Raw genomic sequence first — 17,861 nt, 5'->3', positions numbered from 1 at the left:
CTACCAACGTTTGTTAGATTATATAGTTCCAGATTTTGTACACGTGTTATACAATGGAAAAATTGTAAAAACAGGAGGCAAAGAACTTGCTTTAGAGTTAGAAGAAAAAGGCTATGATTGGATAAAATCAGAGAATAATTAAAATTCGAAGTTTGAAATTAAAAATTTGAAATTAGGCTAACTAATCTCAAATCTCAAATCTCAAATAAAATGGATTTAAAAGAAAAACTCATATCCTCTTTCATGGCGTTTGAAGAACGCGTAGATGTACATGCCGATTTGCATGACATCCGTACTGAAGCCATCAAAAATTTTGAAAGCAAAGGATTCCCCACTAAAAAAGAAGAAGCTTGGAAATACACCTCTTTAAGTGCGTTGCTAAAAACCGATTTTAGTGTATTCCCTAAAAAAGAAAACGCAATAGAGTTCAAGCAAGTAAAAAAGTACTTTTTACACGAAATTGATACCTATAAAGTAGTTTTTGTAGATGGAAAGTACAGCTCTTTTTTATCGGCAACCACCCATGAAGGATTAGATGTTTGTTTAATGTCATCAGCATTAACCAAACCCAAATACAAAATGGTGATTGATAATTATTTCAATCAAGTAGCTAAAAAAGACGATAGCTTAACGTCATTAAATACTGCTTTTGCTTCGGAAGGCGCTTACATCAATATTCCGAAAGGAAAAGTGGTAGATAAGCCGATTGAAATCATTAATTTTTCAACAGGAAACGAAGCGGCTTTATTGACGCAACCTCGAAATTTAATTATTGTTGGAGAAAATGCACATGTGCATATTATTGAAACTCATCAAAGTTTAAATAACAATCCAGTATTAACCAATTCGGTTACCGAGATTTTTGCCCAAAAAAGAGCTATTGTAGATTATTATAAAATCCAAAATGACAAGTTACAAGCGTCGTTAATTGACAACACTTACATCGCACAAAAAAGAGACAGTATTGTTTCGGTACACACTTTTTCTTTCGGAGGAAATATCACCAGAAACAACCTAAACTTTTATCATCAAGGAGAGCACATCAATAGTATTTTAAAAGGCATTACTATTATTGGCGAAAAACAACATGTGGATCACTATACTTTAGTAAATCATGCCACTCCTCATTGCGAAAGTCATCAAAATTATAAAGGAATTTTTAACGACAGATCTACAGGTGTTTTTAATGGTAAAATCTATGTAGAAAAAGAAGCGCAAAAAACGGATGCTTTCCAGCAAAACAACAATATTTTGATTGGTGATAAAGCTACGATTAATGCCAAACCACAATTAGAGATTTTTGCCGATGATGTAAAATGTTCTCATGGTTGTACAGTTGGTCAGTTAGACGACAAAGCTTTGTTTTATATGCAATCTCGTGGAATCCCTAAAAAAGAAGCTACCGCTTTATTGATGTACGCTTTCAGTAACGAAGTCATAGAAAGCATCAAAATTCCAGAACTTAAAACCAGAATCACCAAAATTATTGCTCAAAAGTTGGGCGTAAATATGGGATTCGATTTATAATAAAAAACTTAAAAACAATTCCTTATGTTGTATTCTATTCTTCAAAATCTACATTCACTTTGGGCTTATTTTGTATTATTCATTTTGGTGTATACCATAGTGAATACTTGGTTAGGAAAACTAGGTAATAAAGATTTCGCTGCTAAAGATTTAAGAGCTTCTTTGTTTACCTTGATTTTGGCACATTTACAATTAACCATTGGATTGATTATGATTTTTATGTCGCCTTTTTTTGCAGCAGCACAAGAATTAGGCATGGGTGGCGTAATGAAAGATTCCATTTTAAGATTGTATTTGGTGGAACATCCCTTAACCATGATTATTGCGGTAACTTTAATTACTATAGGATTTTCAAAACACAAAAAGAAAGCTACTGCTGGAGAAAAATTCAAAACCATAGGCGTATTTTATAGCATTGCCTTGGTGTTAATTTTAAGTCGTTTACCTTGGTCAGCTTGGTTAGGATAATAGAACAAAATTTATGATTGAAGATAAATCACAAGAATTCACCTCGCTTTCTAAGTTAGGTGAATTCGGCCTTATAGAACACCTTACTCAACACATACAAATCAAACAACCCAACACTCTAAAAGGAGTAGGCGACGATGCAGCAGTGTTGGATTTTTCAAATACTAAAACGCTAGTTTCTACGGATTTATTGGTCGAAGGTGTGCATTTTGATTTATCGTACATGCCATTAAAACATTTGGGTTATAAAGCTGTGGTGGTCAATTTATCGGACATCTATGCCATGAACGGAACACCAACACAAATCACGGTTTCGTTGGCTGTATCTAATCGCTTTCCCTTAGAGGCCATAGAAGAATTGTATGCGGGAATGTTATTGGCTGCCGAAACCTATAACGTAGATATTGTAGGAGGAGATACTACATCTTCCCAAAAAGGATTAATCATTAGTATTACGGCTATTGGGCATGCCCAAGAAAATGAAATTGTATATCGAAGTGGCGCCAAACCCAACGATTTGTTAGTGGTAACCGGCGATATTGGATCCGCTTATTTAGGATTACAAGTACTAGAACGCGAAAAAGAAGTGTTCAAAGTTAATCCAAACAATCAACCCGACTTAGAAGGATACACTTACTTAATTGAAAGACAATTAAAGCCAGAGGCTCGTAAAGACATTAAAGATTTGTTAGAAAAATTAGAAGTAAAACCGACTTCTATGATTGATATTTCCGACGGATTGTCTTCCGAGATTTTACATTTATGTAAACAATCAGGCGTAGGTTGTAATCTGTACGAAGAAAAAATACCCATCGATCCACAATTTATCAATACTTGCGAAGAATTTAACGTAGACAGCACCACAATTGCCATCAACGGAGGCGAAGATTACGAATTGTTATTTACCATCGATTTAAAAGACTTCGATAAAATCAAAGGCAATCCGAATTTAACGGTTATCGGACACATTACCGAACAGGCGTCAGGCGCTAATTTAGTAACTCGTGCAGGGCAAGCCATTGCTCTAAAAGCAAGAGGTTGGAATGCTTTAACAGAAGATTAAATTTTATCAAAAAATTGGCATTTCAATTGTTCGATTTAGATTTATTTTAGCGAAAAATATTTTTTATGAAAAGAACGGTAACAGTTATTGTGCTGGTAGTCATTACCATTGTCTTTGGGACATCGTTGTATTACCTATATAATAAAAATAAACAGGAGCCTGTAGTTTATCAAACTGATAAAAGTGAGGTGAAAACCATTGTTAAAAAAACCATTGCAACGGGTAATATTACCCCTAAAGAAGAGGTAAATATTAAACCGAACATTTCGGGAATTATTCAAGAAATTTTAGTGAAGGCGGGTGATGTGGTTAAAGCTGGTGATGTGATTGCTAAAGTACGTGTAGTGCCTAGTATTGATTTGATGAATAATGCTAAAAATCAAGTAGAAACAGCTAGAATTAATTTAGAAAATCAAACCAAAGTATACAACAGGCAAAAAACTTTATATCAAAAAGGAGTGATTGCCACTAATGAATTTGATTCGGCTGATTTATCCTTTCAACAAGCAAAACAAAATTACTCTTCTACGGTTCAGAATTATGAAATCATAAAAACAGGAACTACTAGTGGTTTAGGACAATCGGCCAATACTATTATAAAATCACCAGTTGCGGGAATGATTTTAGATGTGCCTGTAAAAGTAGGGACACAGGTAATTCAAGCCAATAATTTTAATGAAGGAACTACGATTGCCACCATTGCAGATGTGGGTAAATTAATTTTTAAAGGAAAAGTAGACGAATCTGAAGTAGGAAAAATCAAAGAAAAATTACCGATTGAAGTAACCGTGGGTGCTATCGAAAATAAAGTGTTTGAAGCGGTGCTGGATTATATTGCTCCTAAAGGAAAAACGGAAAACGGGGCGATTCAGTTTGAAATTGAAGGAACCTTAATTAATAAAGACAATACATTTATCAGAACAGGTTTAAGCGCTAACGCTTCAATTATTTTAGATAAAGCCGAAAATGTATTGGTGTTAAAAGAAGCTTTAATTCAATTTGAAGACAAAACCGAAAAACCTTTTGTAGAAATCGAAACGGGTAAACAACAGTTTAAAAAACAATATGTAGAGTTGGGTTTAAGCGATGGAATTTATGTGCATGTTAAAAGCGGGATAACCGACAAAGACAAAATCAAAATCTGGAATCAAACAGAAGCCACGCCATCCAAATAACTTACGTACATGAACATTAAATTCTTTTTTTATTTGTGTTTGATTACCTTGGGGGTACAAGCGCAAACCACTCCAAAAAACTGGACTTTACAGGCTTGTATCAGCCACGCCATTCAAAATAATATTTCGGTAAAAGGGGCAGAACTCGACAAAGAATTGACTGATATTAATCAACGTGGGGCATTGGGGTCTTTTTTGCCTACGGTGGGCGCTAATGCAGGTCATTCTTGGAACGTAGGTTTGAATCAAAACATTACTACGGGTTTGTTGGAAAATCAAACCACTCAGTTTTCTTCTTTTTCCTTAAATTCTAATGTGGTTATATATAATGGTTTGCAAAATCAAAACCGTTATCGTCGTTCGCAAATGGCAAAAATAGCGGCGGATTATCAGTTGACTAAAATTCAAGAAGACGTTGCTTTAAATGTGGCCAATAGTTATTTGCAAATTCTATTCAATAAAGAGAATGTAAAAATTCAACAACAACAATTATTGGCTAATGAATTGCAACTGAAACGTTCCGAAGAATTGGTGAAAGGTGGGCGTATACCCGAAGGTGATTTATTGAATTTAAAAGCAACAATCGCCCAAAACAAACAACAATTTATTGTGGCCGAAAACAGTTTATATATCTCTAAACTAAGTTTAGCTCAGTTGTTATTGTTGGATAATCCTACCACCTTTGATATTGCATCGGTAGATTATGACGTAGCAAATTCTAGCATTTTATTGCAAACCCCATCGGCTATTTTTGAAAAAGCCAAACAAGAACGTATAGAAATTAAAATTGCCCAAACCAATATAGATTTGGCACAAAAAGACATCTCTATTGCCAAAGGGGCTGTGAAGCCTACTTTGTCGGGGTATTACAGCTTTAATACTAGAATTTCGTATGCCGACGTACCTAAGTTCGAAAACAACACTTTAGTAGCAATAACCAGTCCACCTCCATTTACCGACCAGTTCAGAGACAACAAAGGACATTCTTTTGGTTTGTCTTTAAACATTCCCATTTTTAATGGATTCACTACCCGAAACAATATCGACCGTTCTAAAGTAGCTTTTGAAAGAGCTAAATTAAATGCCAAACAAGCAGAAATTAACTTGGAACGTACCATACACACCGCTTATTCTGACACCCAAGCGGCTTTAAAATCTTATGAAGCTTCCGAAGAAACTTTAAAAGCGCGTCAAGAAGCTTTGCGATATGCTAAAGAACGTTACGAAGCAGGAATGAGTAATTCTTTTGATTTGAATCAAGCTCAAACTTTATTAAATCAAGCCCAAGCCGATAGCATTAAAACAAAGTATGATTATTTGTTCCGTTTAAAAATCTTGGAATTGTATTTCGGAATTAAATTGTTTTAACCGTGACTTATATTTTAAATTTAGAAACCTCTACTAAAAACTGCTCGGTATCTGTAGCCAAAAACGGGGAAGTATTGATTTTAAAAGAAATTGCAGAACAAGGCTATTCTCATGCCGAAAAATTACATGTGTTTATACAAGAAGTGGTTGCCGAAGCAAATATTACCCTACAAGATTTAAGTGCTATTGCGGTAGGTAAAGGTCCTGGTTCTTATACAGGCTTACGAATAGGTGTTTCCACTGCTAAAGGCTTGAGTTATGCTTTGGGCATTCCTTTACTAGCCGTTGATACTTTATTGGTTTTGGCTAAAAAAGTAGATGTTTCTAAGGGGTTAATAGTTCCCATGTTGGATGCCCGACGAATGGAAGTTTATAATACCATTTATACGTCGCAATTTGAATTGGTTAGACCTGTTCAAGCGGAAGTGATTACCGAAGATTCGTTTCAAGAATATCCTGAAGAAATTTATTTAGTAGGCGACGGGGCTTTAAAATGCCAATCTTTATTATGTGATGCTCGTTTTCATTTCCTTCCCGAAATTCAATATCCCTCGGCACAAGAAATGGCTGCGCTTAGTTTTGAATCTTATAAAATAAGCGACACCGTAGATGTCGCTTATTTTGAGCCTTTTTATTTAAAAGATTTTGTATTAGGCGGTAAAAATTAGATTTTTTTGATGTGCACTTCTCGTTGTAAATGAGGTACTTCAATGCCATTGGCATCAAAAGCATTTCTACAATCTTCCAAAACGCTACTTCTCATGTTTAAAAAGTTGTCGTTGGTTGCCCAGATTCTAACCGCTATTAAAATAAAGGTGTCGGTTAAGTCTTTTAAACTTACATTAGGTTCGGGGTCTTTTAAAACTAAAGGGTTGTTTTTAATCGCTTCCATGGCAATCTCCTTAGCTTTGTTAATGTCTGTTCCATAGTTTACTGATAAAGTTAAATCCGCCCTTCGATACCCTTCAAGGGTGTAATTAACGATGTTTCCGTTCGATAAGGCGCCATTAGGAACAAAAATGGTATGGTTGTCTGGTGTGATTAATCGGGTTACAAAAATCTGGATTTCTTTAACAGTACCAGACACGCCTTGTGCTTCAATGACATCCCCTACTTTAAAAGGTTTGAATAAAATAATCAAAACTCCGCCCGCAAAGTTAGATAAAGAACCTTGTAAAGATAAACCAACGGCTAAACCTGCTGCGCCTAATAAGGCAACAAACGAAGAGGTTTCAATGCCTAAACGTGAAATTACAGTAACAAATAATAAGGCTTTTAATAACCAAATTAAAACATCAGATAAAAAGTTAATTAAAGTAACTTCCATTTCCCTTTTAGTCATCAGGCTTCTAACTACACTTTTAACTACTTTAATAGCGTACCAGCCGATGATTAAAATTAAAAATGCCGAGATGACTCTTGGGGAATAATCCACTAAAATGTGTAAAAACTGACTGATGTAATGATCGATGTGTAATAAGTCTATTTGCTTCATTAGGTCTTTATTTTAAAGTGTCGCAAATATACTTACACGATTGTAAAACATTTCCCTTTTCTTAAAATTCATAACATTATCTTAACATTCAATAAATTAATATATTTGAGTTTTGCAAAAAATATTTTGTATGGAACAAGTATATGTTTTAATGCTTATAGCCCTTTGTGTGTTGGCAATTACCGACTTGATGGTTGGGGTCTCCAATGATGCAGTGAACTTTCTGAATTCATCATTAGGTTCAAAGGCTGTTTCTTTCAAAACCATCATGATTGTTGCCAGTGTGGGTATTGCCGTAGGTGCTTTGTTTTCTAGTGGTATGATGGAAATTGCGCGTAATGGTATTTTTGATCCAAGTATGTTTAATTTTAACGATGTTATGATTATCTTCTTGGCGGTTATGATTACGGATGTTATCCTTTTGGATATATTTAATTCGCTGGGTTTGCCCACTTCTACAACTGTTTCCATCATTTTTTCGTTATTAGGAGCTTCCGTATTCTTAGCACTATATAAAATAGTAGGGTTAGGGGATGATTTGGGAACTATTTACGAATACATCAATACCAAAAAAGCGTCCGAAATTGTTTATAGCATTCTGTTGTCGGTTATGTTGTCTTTTTCTTTAGGGACATTAGTTCAATACCTTTCTAGAATTGTATTTACTTTTCACTTAGAAAAAAGATATAAATACGCAGGGGCTATTTTTGGAGGATTAGCGATGACAGCCATCACTTTTTTTATTTTAATCAAAGGATTGAAAAGCGTTACGTTTATAACAGACGAGGCTAAAGACTGGATTAAAGATAATCAGTTGTTGATTATTGGTTACAATATTATCATTTGGACTATTTTATCACAATTCATTATGAGTGTGATAAAAATGAACATATTTAAATTCATCATTATCATCGGTACTTTTGGATTGGCTTTGGCTTTTGCAGGGAACGATTTGGTTAATTTTATTGGGGTGCCTATTGCGGCTTATCAGGCTTATGAGTTTTATATCGCTAGTGGGCAAACGGCCGAAAATTTCATGATGACTCCACTAGGTGAAAGTGATATTAAAGCACCGATGTTTTTTTTGGCTTTTGCTGGGATAGTAATGGTGTTTACTTTATGGACTTCAAAAAAAGCACGTTCAGTAATCGATACCGAAATGAGCTTGTCACGCCAAGGCGAAGGTGCTGAAAAATATGATGCGAATCATTTGTCAAGGTATATTGTTCGTGGTGCCATGTATATAGGCGGGGCATTAAGTTTTATTATGCCTAAAAGCATACAAGAAAAAATAGATAGGCAATTCATAAAGCCAGAAGTGGTTGGTAAGTTGGATGACCAGCCTAACTTTGATTTAGTTCGCGCATCGGTTAATCTGATTGTAGCGAGTGTGTTGATATCCATTGGAACATCCATGAAGTTACCTTTGTCTACTACTTATGTGACTTTTATGGTAGCGATGGGTTCTTCATTTGCCGATAGAGCTTGGGATCGTGAAAGTGCGGTTTATCGTATAGCAGGAGTTTTCAATGTGATAGGAGGGTGGTTTATTACCGCTCTTGCAGCCTTTTTGTTTTCTGGATTAGTAGCCTTTTTATTAAGTTACGGTCAAGTATATGCTTTTGTGGCATTAATGATTTTTGTAGCCTTGTTTTTTTACAGAAGTAACCAATTGCATAGTAGAAAAGTAAAAGCTAAAGAAGAACTTAAAAAACTAAGAAGAGAAGATATTGTTACGATAAACGAAATCATCAACGAAAGTTCTCATCAAATTTCACAGGCGATTACTAATGCTAAAACCATTTATTCCGAAGTTATCGCCAATCTTGGTTTGCAAGATTTGAATAAACTGAAAGAGAATAGAAAGAACCTTAAAAAAGTTGAAAAAGAAATTGATGAGTTAAAAAACAACGTATACTTTTTTATTAAGAATTTAGATGAAACATCATTAGAGGCAAGTAAGTTTTATGTAATTATTTTAGGGTACTTACAAGATATTGCTCAGTCCTTGAATTTTATTACACAAAATAGTTTCTCGCACGTTAATAATAATCACAAGCAATTAAAGTTTAATCAAATACGAGATTTAAAATTAATTGACACTCACCTTAGGGATTATTTCGAAAAAATTGGTCAGGCATTTGAAAATAAAGATTTCGATAAAATTGATTTATTACTGTTGCAAAAAGATGTTTTACTAAATAATGTTTCGGATTTAATTCAAAAACAAATCATTAGAATTAGAACTACCGAAACCAGTCCAAAAAATAGTAAATTATACTTTGGATTGCTTTTAGAAACGAATGATTTAATCAAGTCCACCATTAATTTGTTGGAATTATTTAAAGAATTCCATCATCATGTAAAAACAAAAAAGAAATAGTTTTCTTCAAAAGAAAAGCAAAAAAACTCATAAGAATCAACATTTTTATGAGTTTTTTTATTTACTTACAATGATTTTTATCATACATTTATGTATGCATAATAAATTAAGCTTATGAAGCTAAAACTACTCAATCAAAAATTTTCTTATTTAACTTTGATTACAACTTTATTTTTAGTTGTTATTTGGAGTGATGTTTCTTTTGGGCAAACTACTTTGGTTGCTGAACTTTTTGGAAATCCAATAAATTATCAAGGCTGGGTTTCAACGGGTTCTTCAGTAACTCGTCCTGGAGAAGTTCTTTTGGTTCCAGCTTTGCCTAACCAATCTGGAGCTATATATTATGACCAACCATACAGTATTGCTAATTGTCGAAACTTCCGTGTTCGATTTAAATATTTAATGTCTGGAGGATTGCCTTTTACTCAAGATGGTATTACCAGCACAGGTGATGGATTGGCTTTTTGGTTTTTAGAGAATCCTCCTCAGGGCACCCATCCTGGTTCTGCTTTGGGAATGCCGAATACTGGTGATTCTTCATCTAACCGAGGCTTAAAGGTAGGGTTTGATGTGTTTGATAACGACTCGGCAGGAGACAATCCTTCTGTAATGGCTTATTGGGGAGGTAACTTTCAGGAGCAAAATGTAACCACAAAAGTATCTGTTCCGGATTTACGCTCTAATCAATATCAAAATGCAGAAATTATTTGGAATAATGGATTTCTAACAGTTTCTGTTAATGGGAATATAGTTATGAATCAGGTTGCATTACCTGAAAATGAAAGCGCAGGATTAATTACCCAAGGATATTTTGGATTTTCCGCCTCAACAGGACTTGCTTCTGATAATCACACCATACAAGATGTACAGATTTTTTTAGATGTTATTCCTGTAAATAATGCCTCTATGCCAGGATGTTTTACTGAAGGAGAGAACACAGGTGTGGTAAATATGACCGAGGTTGCTGTAAGAAATCAAATTGCAACATCGGGTACTTTTCGGTATTTTAATTCTTTAAGTGATGCTACTCGAAACCGAGGTAGAATACCTAATCCTGAGTCTTATATTGCTCAAGACAATGAAGTGGTTTATGTAAGGGTGGAAAATAATGAGGGGTGTTACAGTATAGCTACTTTAACGATTGATTTAATACCAGTACAGGCCATAATTGCAGAACCTCCATACCCTATTTGCGCGAGTGAACCTATTATTTTAGATGCTTCAGGCTCAACAGGGGCTAATTTAACCTATTCTTGGACAACAAATACCGGTGAAATTATTTCTGGGGGCAATACTAGTAGAGCAACTATTAAAGGGCGTGGTAATTATACTTTAACGGTAACTTCAGGGATTTGCTCAAGTGTTTACGAATTAAGAATTGGAAATAATCAAGTAAGGCCTTTAATAGAAATAATACGTCCCGAACAAATTTCCTGTGTTAATCCACGAATTACAATTGATGCTTCTGCATCAGAACAGGGACCAACCATTACTTATTTGTGGACTACAACAAATGGAAATATAGTTTCGGGAGCAAATACATTAACTCCTGTAGTAGATCGAGCTGGTATTTACAGGCTTACCGCAACTGATTCCAATCAAAATTGTTCAAATCTGGCTTCAGTAAGTGTAATAGAAAGTTCAGACATGCCTACAGCTACGTTTGTTTTGCCAGAGGTAAAAACTTGTCGGGAATTTACAGTTGTGTTGGATGGAAGCGCATCTAGTTCAGGAGCTAATTTTTCTTATGAATGGACGGCAACCGAAGGTGGGGTAATTGTTTCTGGAGGGGATACCCATACCGCAACGGTTTCTGCAGAAGGTAGGTATACATTAACAGTTACCAATACTTCTAATGGTTGTAAAGACAGTTTTAGCGAGGTGTTGGTTTCTGACAGAACTAGACCAGTTGCTCAAATTGCTGTACCAGAACTTCTTTCGTGTTCTGTTCCTTCTCTTTTATTAGATGGATTAGAATCTTCCAGAGGGGCTAATTTAGTGTATTCTTGGTCTGCCAGTAACGGTGGGGAAATTTCAGGAGACAACACAGGATTAACGTTAGAAGTTACCCAACCAGGAACTTATACCTTAAATGTGATGAATTCTGTAACAGGGTGTGATGATAGTGCTTCTGTAGAAGTTCAAGCAGATCCATCGGCTATTATTATTGATTTGCCCACTGAAATTACCTTAGCTTGTGTCGGAAATACGACTTTAGATGCTAGCGGGTCTTCTAACGATGCTGGTTTGGTTTTTTCTTGGACTACCGAAGATGGTATTATTACTGGTGCAACAAATCAATTAAGAACCACTGTTTCTCAACCAGGTATTTATCGTTTAACAATCAGCAATCCGGTATTGGGTTGTGAAAGATTTCAAGAAATAACCGTGTTGCCCGATAATAGCATTCCTGTTGTACAACCATTTTACAGATTAGAAGAATGTAGTTTAGAAAATAGAACAGGTTTCGCAACATTTAATTTGCGTTCAAAAGACGAAGAAATCAAAAATGGAAATTCTAATTGGTCAGTAAATTATTATTTAACCGATGCAGATGCTCAAAATAAACGCAATCGATTGCCCGATAATTACACAAATGTTACAAGTCCAATACAAGTAATTTATATAAGGGTAGAAAATAATGATACCCAATGTTACGCCATTTCTAACTTAGATTTAGTAATCAATCCATTGCCTAGTCCAAGAATTACCCGTCCGTTTCAGGAATGTGATGATGATGCCGATGGTTTTGCGGTTTTTGATTTTAATGAAATAACAGAAGCTATTATAGATAACGACCCTGATGTTGCCGTAACCTATCACGAAACTTTAGAAAATGCTCAAGACAATTTATTTCCGCTACCAAATGCCTTTACCAACATCACAAAAGACCGTCAAACCGTTTTTGTAAGAGCCGTAAATAATAAAACATTTTGCCCTAGAATCGTTTCTTTAGTTTTAGAAGCTTTGGCGGCGCCACAAATTAATTACGAAGTAGAAGATATTCCTAATTGTGATGAAGATGCTGATGGCTATACTTATTTTGATTTGACACTTCGCGAGCAACAAGTGTTAAAAAATACCATCCAACAAAATGTACAAGTACAGTTTTTTACCACTTTGGCAAATGCAGAATCTGGATTAAATGCGATAACAGATGTCGCTAATTTCAGAAATACAATAGCCAATAGTCAAACCATTTGGGCAAGAGCAACCAATACAGTTACGGATTGTTATAGAACCACTTTTTTTGACATAGTAGCTCATCCATTGCCTCAATTGCAGGTGTTGGATCCTGTTGAAATATGCGATAATGGAGCTAATTTAAAAGATGGTATCGCTACTTTTGATTTAACTGATACTTCTTCTGCTTTAGTAAATAATGAATTAGGATATCAAAGAAGATTTTACACCAGCCGTTTGGCAGCAGAAACTGGGGGTAATGATTTTGTAAATGAAACTGCATTTATCAATACCGTTAATCCGCAAGTGTTGTATGCACGAGTAACTAACCAAGTTACAGAATGTGTCAATTATGGTAATATTACTTTAAGAGTATTGCCCAATCCTTCCCCAGAAGCTGGTGTACTATTGGAAAGATGTGATGTCACCGATACTGGAAACGGAATAGAAATATTTGATTTAACCGAAAAAGAAGAACAAATTATTAATGAAGAAGGAGGAATCACTTTAACTTATTTTGTTTCAGATGCGGACGCTGTATTTAATCAAAATTCAATTCTTAATCCACAAACATTTCCCAATACCCAAAGAGATAATCAAACGATATACGTAAGGGCGCTCAATGAAGATACGGGTTGTTTTAGTGTAGTTCCATTGACTTTAATGGTTTATCCTTTGCCAGAATCTAATCAAATTGAAAATTTATTGGTTTGTGGAGCAGTAGGTGCTGGTAATGCCGTATTTGATTTAAGCGGACATGCCAATAGAATCTTAGTCAATTTGAATCCTTCTCAGGATTATCAAGTAACCTATTATTTGAATGAACAAGATGCTAATGATAAAATTCGTCAATTACCTGATTTGTACCGCAGTACTGGATTGGTTCAAACCATTTGGACAAGGGTAGAACATCGTGATTCGGAATGTTTTAAAACTTATTCTTTTGATTTATTAGTAGGCGAAGAGGTCGTTTTGGAACAACCCACCGCTTCTTTAACCGAATGTGGGGATTTAGTAAGTGGAATAAGAACCGCTACTTTTGATTTAACTGAATTTCAAGAAGCTATTTTAAATGGAATTAACCCGGCAGAGGTAACTATCAAATATTTTGAAACAGAATTATCAGGAGTATTGTCTAACGAAATTTTAACCCCAATTAATTATAACAATACGGCATATCCGCAAAATATATACGTACAAGTTACTCGAAATCAATTGCCTAATTGTAGTGATTACACTTCGTTTGCCTTGCAGGTCAATTTGAATCCGACGCCTGTTTTGGTTCAAGATGTCCCTTTATGTATGAATTCACAAACTAATCAAGCAGTTAATACGGTTACTTTAAATGCGGGATTACTGATGGCAACCCATGATTTTATTTGGGAGTGGAATGGTTCGGTATTGCCAAATGAAACCAGAAATACCTTGCAAGTTCAAGCTTCGGGGGATTATCAGGTAACCGCTATTCATAAAGGAACTTTGTGCCAGGCAATAGCGAATGCAACTGTTATTCCTTATTTTGAACCTCAAGCTAGTGTAAGTTATTTAACCAGTCCTTTTACAGGAAAAGGCTCCGTGGAAATTGTTTCCGAAAATCCAGATTGGTATACCTATAGTTTGGATGGGGCTGAAGTGCAAACCAGTCCGCTATTCGAAAATTTAGAAGCGGGAACACATCAAATATTGGTGACCGATATCAATGGCTGTGGTACGCAAACCTTAACGGCGGTGATTACCGATTATATGCGTTATTTTACCCCTAACGGAGATACTTATAATGACGAATGGAAAGTGTTGGGATTAGAAGAGCATCCTGAAGCCGAAGTGCATATTTTTGACAGGCACGGAAAACTAATTAAAGGAATGAGAGCCAACGAACAATGGAACGGAACCTTTAACGGATACGCTTTGCCGTCTAATGATTATTGGTTCACGGTACAATACACCGACAATGGAAAGTCAATCGTTTATAAGTCCCACTTTACCCTAAAACGTTAAATAAATCACAAAAAAGCCAAAGGCAAATCGGTTATAAAATAACTTTAACATACCGCAAAGTATTGATGTTGACACAAATACTTTGATGGTGTGTTTCTTTTTTCCTAACTTTATGCCCCAAACTTTTTTTGTATGAACATAAAATTACCCCTACAGACTGTTTTTTCTTTATTATTCGGAAGAAAACTCCTATTGCATATATTTTTCCTAACAGCTTCATTTTCTGTTTTTGGGCAGAATTTTAAGGAAGATTTTGGGAATAGCCCTATTGCAACTAACAAGTTGCCATTAGGAACTACAACAGAGTTTGGTATTATAGGTAAGGAAAATTGGAATGCTTCAGATCCTAGTGCAGGTATTCCTATTAGTAATTGTCCTATTAATCAGGGTCCAAATGACGGGGGTTATCTTATTCTTTCAAATGTTAATGCTAAGTATGATGGGCAAACTGGTTGTGCTCAACAAAATACTTTGTCTTTTCCTGGTTGGCATCAAAATTTTGTAGATCATACTACAGGTAATGGAACGGGTAATTACGTGCAATTAAATGGGGATGGTACTACGATAGGTAAAATAGCATATCAAAAAACTATAAATGTTACGGTTAATAATGAATATCAATTTTCGGCTTGGATAGCGAATGTTTTAAAGCCAGGAGCTTGCGCGGCTGGAACTGAAAAAGAAGTGAATATTGCTTTTGAAATTTATTATGGAACAAATGTAACAGGTACTCCTGCATTTAAGATAGAAAGTAAAGATATTCCAGGTTTTAATAAATTAGCACCGGCTACCACACCTGCGAAAATTACCGATTTATGGCAAGAAGCATTTATACAATTTATCCCTAAGCAGTCTCAAATAACATTAGTTTTGCGTGACAGAGGAGGGAAAGGGTGTGGTAATGATTTTGCATTGGACGATATTAGTTTTGTTACTTGTAATAACTCAACAACATCAGTAACCATTACGGGGCCTACCACAACATTATGTGCAAGCCCAACTGCAACAGCTAAATTAACGGGTTCGCCTGCAAGTAATTCGGCTGGTAATGGTGTTTGGACAAGAAAGTCAGGTACGGGTTCTATAGATGCTTCGGGTAATGTAACAGGGATGACTGCGGGCACAAGTGTTTTTACATATACTATCTTAGACGTAGATTCATGTGAAAAAGGTGGTTTTGCAGATTTTACTCTTACAGCAAGCGCATCAGCCACGCCATCATTCACTTATACAGCAACCTGTACTGGGGCAACAGCCTCTAATATTTCACCAGCAGGAGGAATATTTGCGTTAACTTCTAATCCAGATGGCGTGGCTTCGATTAACACCTCAACAGGGGTAATTACAGGTGGTACTCCAGGGGTGACTTATGCGGCTACTTATACAGTTGCACCACCTTGTGGAGGTGTGTCGGCAGCAGTGCCTGTTACAGTTTTAGCTAAAGATAATCCTGCTTTTACCCTGTCAGCTACTTGTAATTCAGCTACGGCAACTATTACAGGCACAACAGGAGGTACATTCAGTTTTACCGCACCTGCACCAACAGACGGAGCAATAATTAATGCATCGACAGGAGCGATTTCAAATGCTTTGCCGAGCACTACTTATAATGTAACTTATACAACGGCAGGTGCTTGTCCAGATTCTTCTAACCAATCAATTGCCACACTAGCGGCTCCAACAGCCCCGGCGGTTTCAAACGTAAACTATTGTATCAACGCAATAGCAGTTCCTTTAACGGCAACTCCGACAGCTGGTGGCACCTTGCGTTGGTATACTGTGCCAACAGGTGGTACAGCTAGCGCAACGGCACCCACGCCAAGTACCAACACCGCAGGGACGGTTTCTTATTATGTTTCTCAAGTACAAGGAGGATGTGAAAGCCCAAGAGCTAAAATTGATGTGATTACACAAAACATAGTTGCTGTAGTGCCACAACCTGCAACTACGGTAATAGATTGTGGGGGTAGTCCTATCACATTGAATAGTACGGGGTCAACTGCTTTGGGTGCAGGAATAACTTATCAGTGGCAACGTAATAATGCGGATTTACCAGGAGAAACGGCTGCAACATTCTCTGCTTCTTCAGCAGGATCTTATACTTTAAAAGTTTCTAATACTAATTTGACTAGTTGTGAAGATATCTCGGATCCAATTGTAATTACAGCCGATAAAAATATACCAGTAGTTTCATTTGCTAATCCACAAGTTTTAACCTGTGATAGACAATCCGTAACAATAAATGCTTCGGCTTCTACGCCACCGCCAAGCGCAACAGTTACTTATATTTGGTTGAATCCAGATAATTCTGAAAACAAAAGAGGGAACAACGCCGCCGCCGCTCAATTAAGTGTTACTCAGGCAGGGCAATATACTCTACGTATTGAAAACGCTGCTAATAGTTGTAATATTTCCAAAAAAATAACAGTAACTGAAGATAAAGTACAGCCAACTATAGTAATGGGTCAGCCTTCGGGAACTTTAACTTGCTCGGTAACCTCTGTGACAGTTTCTACAACGGGTTCTAGTGTTACAGATACTAATACGACCTATGAATATGAATGGAAGTCTAGTGCAGGTGCTGTAGTGGGTACCACAGAAACATTAACTACTTCTTCTGCGGACACTTATACTTTAAGAATTACCAATACGACTAATAAGTGTTTTGATGAAGATACTGTTACTGTGATTTCTGATGTAACTGATCCAAAAGCAGTTATTGCTGCTCCATCAATATTAACTTGTGATTCGGCTAATCAAACCGTTACCTTAAATGGAACAGCTTCTACTACAGGGCCTGATATTGTGTATCAATGGACTACCACTGATGGAAACATTCTAAGTGGAGCCAATACTAATGTTGCGGTGGTTAATCGAGCAGGAACATATAAATTAACAGTTACCGATTTAACTAAGCCAGATTGTCCTGCAGAACGTTCTGTTGTTGTAAAAGAAAACCGTGTTTTACCCACGGTCAACATCGCTATTCCGCAAGACATCACGTGCACCCGCCCGATGGTAACATTAGACGCAAGTTTAAGCAGTACAGGCGCGACGATGACGTATTTATGGACAGCGAGCAATGGTGGCGTAATCGATAGCGGCGCAGATACCAGAACCCCATTAGTAAGTTCGGGCGGACGCTACACCTTAACGATAACCAACACGGCCACAGGCTGTCCCTCTTCAGATTTTGTAGAC

General features: G+C 36.2%; 10 protein-coding genes and 1 pseudogene. 10 read left to right on the top strand and 1 reads right to left on the bottom strand.

Features of this window, described 5'->3' with window-relative positions; translation table 11 throughout:
* The 7 genes and pseudogenes from sufC to tsaB form a co-directional block, all read left to right on the top strand.
* Positions 1 to 142 (top strand): annotated as a pseudogene (gene sufC, locus B3C16_RS08525) (Fe-S cluster assembly ATPase SufC); the annotation flags it as partial.
* Positions 143 to 210: 68 nt separating this feature from the next.
* Positions 211 to 1,527, top strand: coding sequence for a Fe-S cluster assembly protein SufD (sufD, locus tag B3C16_RS08520; RefSeq protein WP_291130907.1), 1,317 nt, complete (start codon positions 211 to 213; stop codon positions 1,525 to 1,527).
* A 24-nt stretch (positions 1,528 to 1,551) separates the two neighbouring features.
* A complete protein-coding gene (locus tag B3C16_RS08515; RefSeq protein ID WP_349680455.1) occupies positions 1,552 to 1,995 on the top strand; it encodes a hypothetical protein in 444 nt (147 codons plus the stop codon).
* 13 nt (positions 1,996 to 2,008) lie between these two features.
* The gene (gene thiL / locus B3C16_RS08510; RefSeq protein WP_291130905.1) at positions 2,009 to 3,058 is read left to right on the top strand and encodes a thiamine-phosphate kinase; all 1,050 of its coding nucleotides are present in this window, start codon (positions 2,009 to 2,011) and stop codon (positions 3,056 to 3,058) included.
* 65 nt (positions 3,059 to 3,123) lie between these two features.
* A complete protein-coding gene (locus B3C16_RS08505) occupies positions 3,124 to 4,233 on the top strand; it encodes an efflux RND transporter periplasmic adaptor subunit (protein WP_291130902.1) in 1,110 nt (369 codons plus the stop codon).
* Between the two features lie 9 nt (positions 4,234 to 4,242).
* A complete protein-coding gene (locus B3C16_RS08500) occupies positions 4,243 to 5,601 on the top strand; it encodes a TolC family protein (RefSeq protein ID WP_291130899.1) in 1,359 nt (452 codons plus the stop codon).
* 2 nt (positions 5,602 to 5,603) lie between these two features.
* Entirely contained in the window at positions 5,604 to 6,269 is a 666-nt protein-coding gene (gene tsaB, locus B3C16_RS08495; protein ID WP_291130898.1) for a tRNA (adenosine(37)-N6)-threonylcarbamoyltransferase complex dimerization subunit type 1 TsaB, read from the top strand.
* On the opposite strand, the gene B3C16_RS08490 is transcribed toward tsaB, so the two are convergent.
* Entirely contained in the window at positions 6,266 to 7,096 is an 831-nt protein-coding gene (locus B3C16_RS08490) for a mechanosensitive ion channel family protein (RefSeq protein WP_291130895.1), read from the bottom strand. The genes tsaB and B3C16_RS08490 overlap by 4 nt on opposite strands.
* 130 nt (positions 7,097 to 7,226) lie before the next feature.
* Between B3C16_RS08490 and B3C16_RS08485 the strand changes: the two genes are divergently transcribed.
* From B3C16_RS08485 to B3C16_RS08475, 3 genes are all read left to right on the top strand, one after another.
* Positions 7,227 to 9,479 (top strand): inorganic phosphate transporter, encoded by a 2,253-nt coding sequence (locus B3C16_RS08485; protein WP_291130892.1) that lies wholly within the window; start codon positions 7,227 to 7,229, stop codon positions 9,477 to 9,479.
* Between the two features lie 114 nt (positions 9,480 to 9,593).
* On the top strand, positions 9,594 to 14,660 hold the full coding sequence (locus B3C16_RS08480) for a T9SS type B sorting domain-containing protein (protein WP_291130889.1): 5,067 nt from the start codon (positions 9,594 to 9,596) through the stop codon (positions 14,658 to 14,660).
* A 132-nt stretch (positions 14,661 to 14,792) separates the two neighbouring features.
* On the top strand, positions 14,793 to 17,861 hold a 3,069-nt coding region (locus B3C16_RS08475; RefSeq protein WP_291130886.1), incomplete at its 3' end, for a hypothetical protein.

Source organism: Flavobacterium sp. UBA7682 (assembly GCF_002482945.1).
GTDB lineage: Bacteria > Bacteroidota > Bacteroidia > Flavobacteriales > Flavobacteriaceae > Flavobacterium.
The sequence above is the reverse complement of the archived record's forward strand: the minus strand, read 5'-3'. Positions and strand labels throughout refer to the sequence as shown.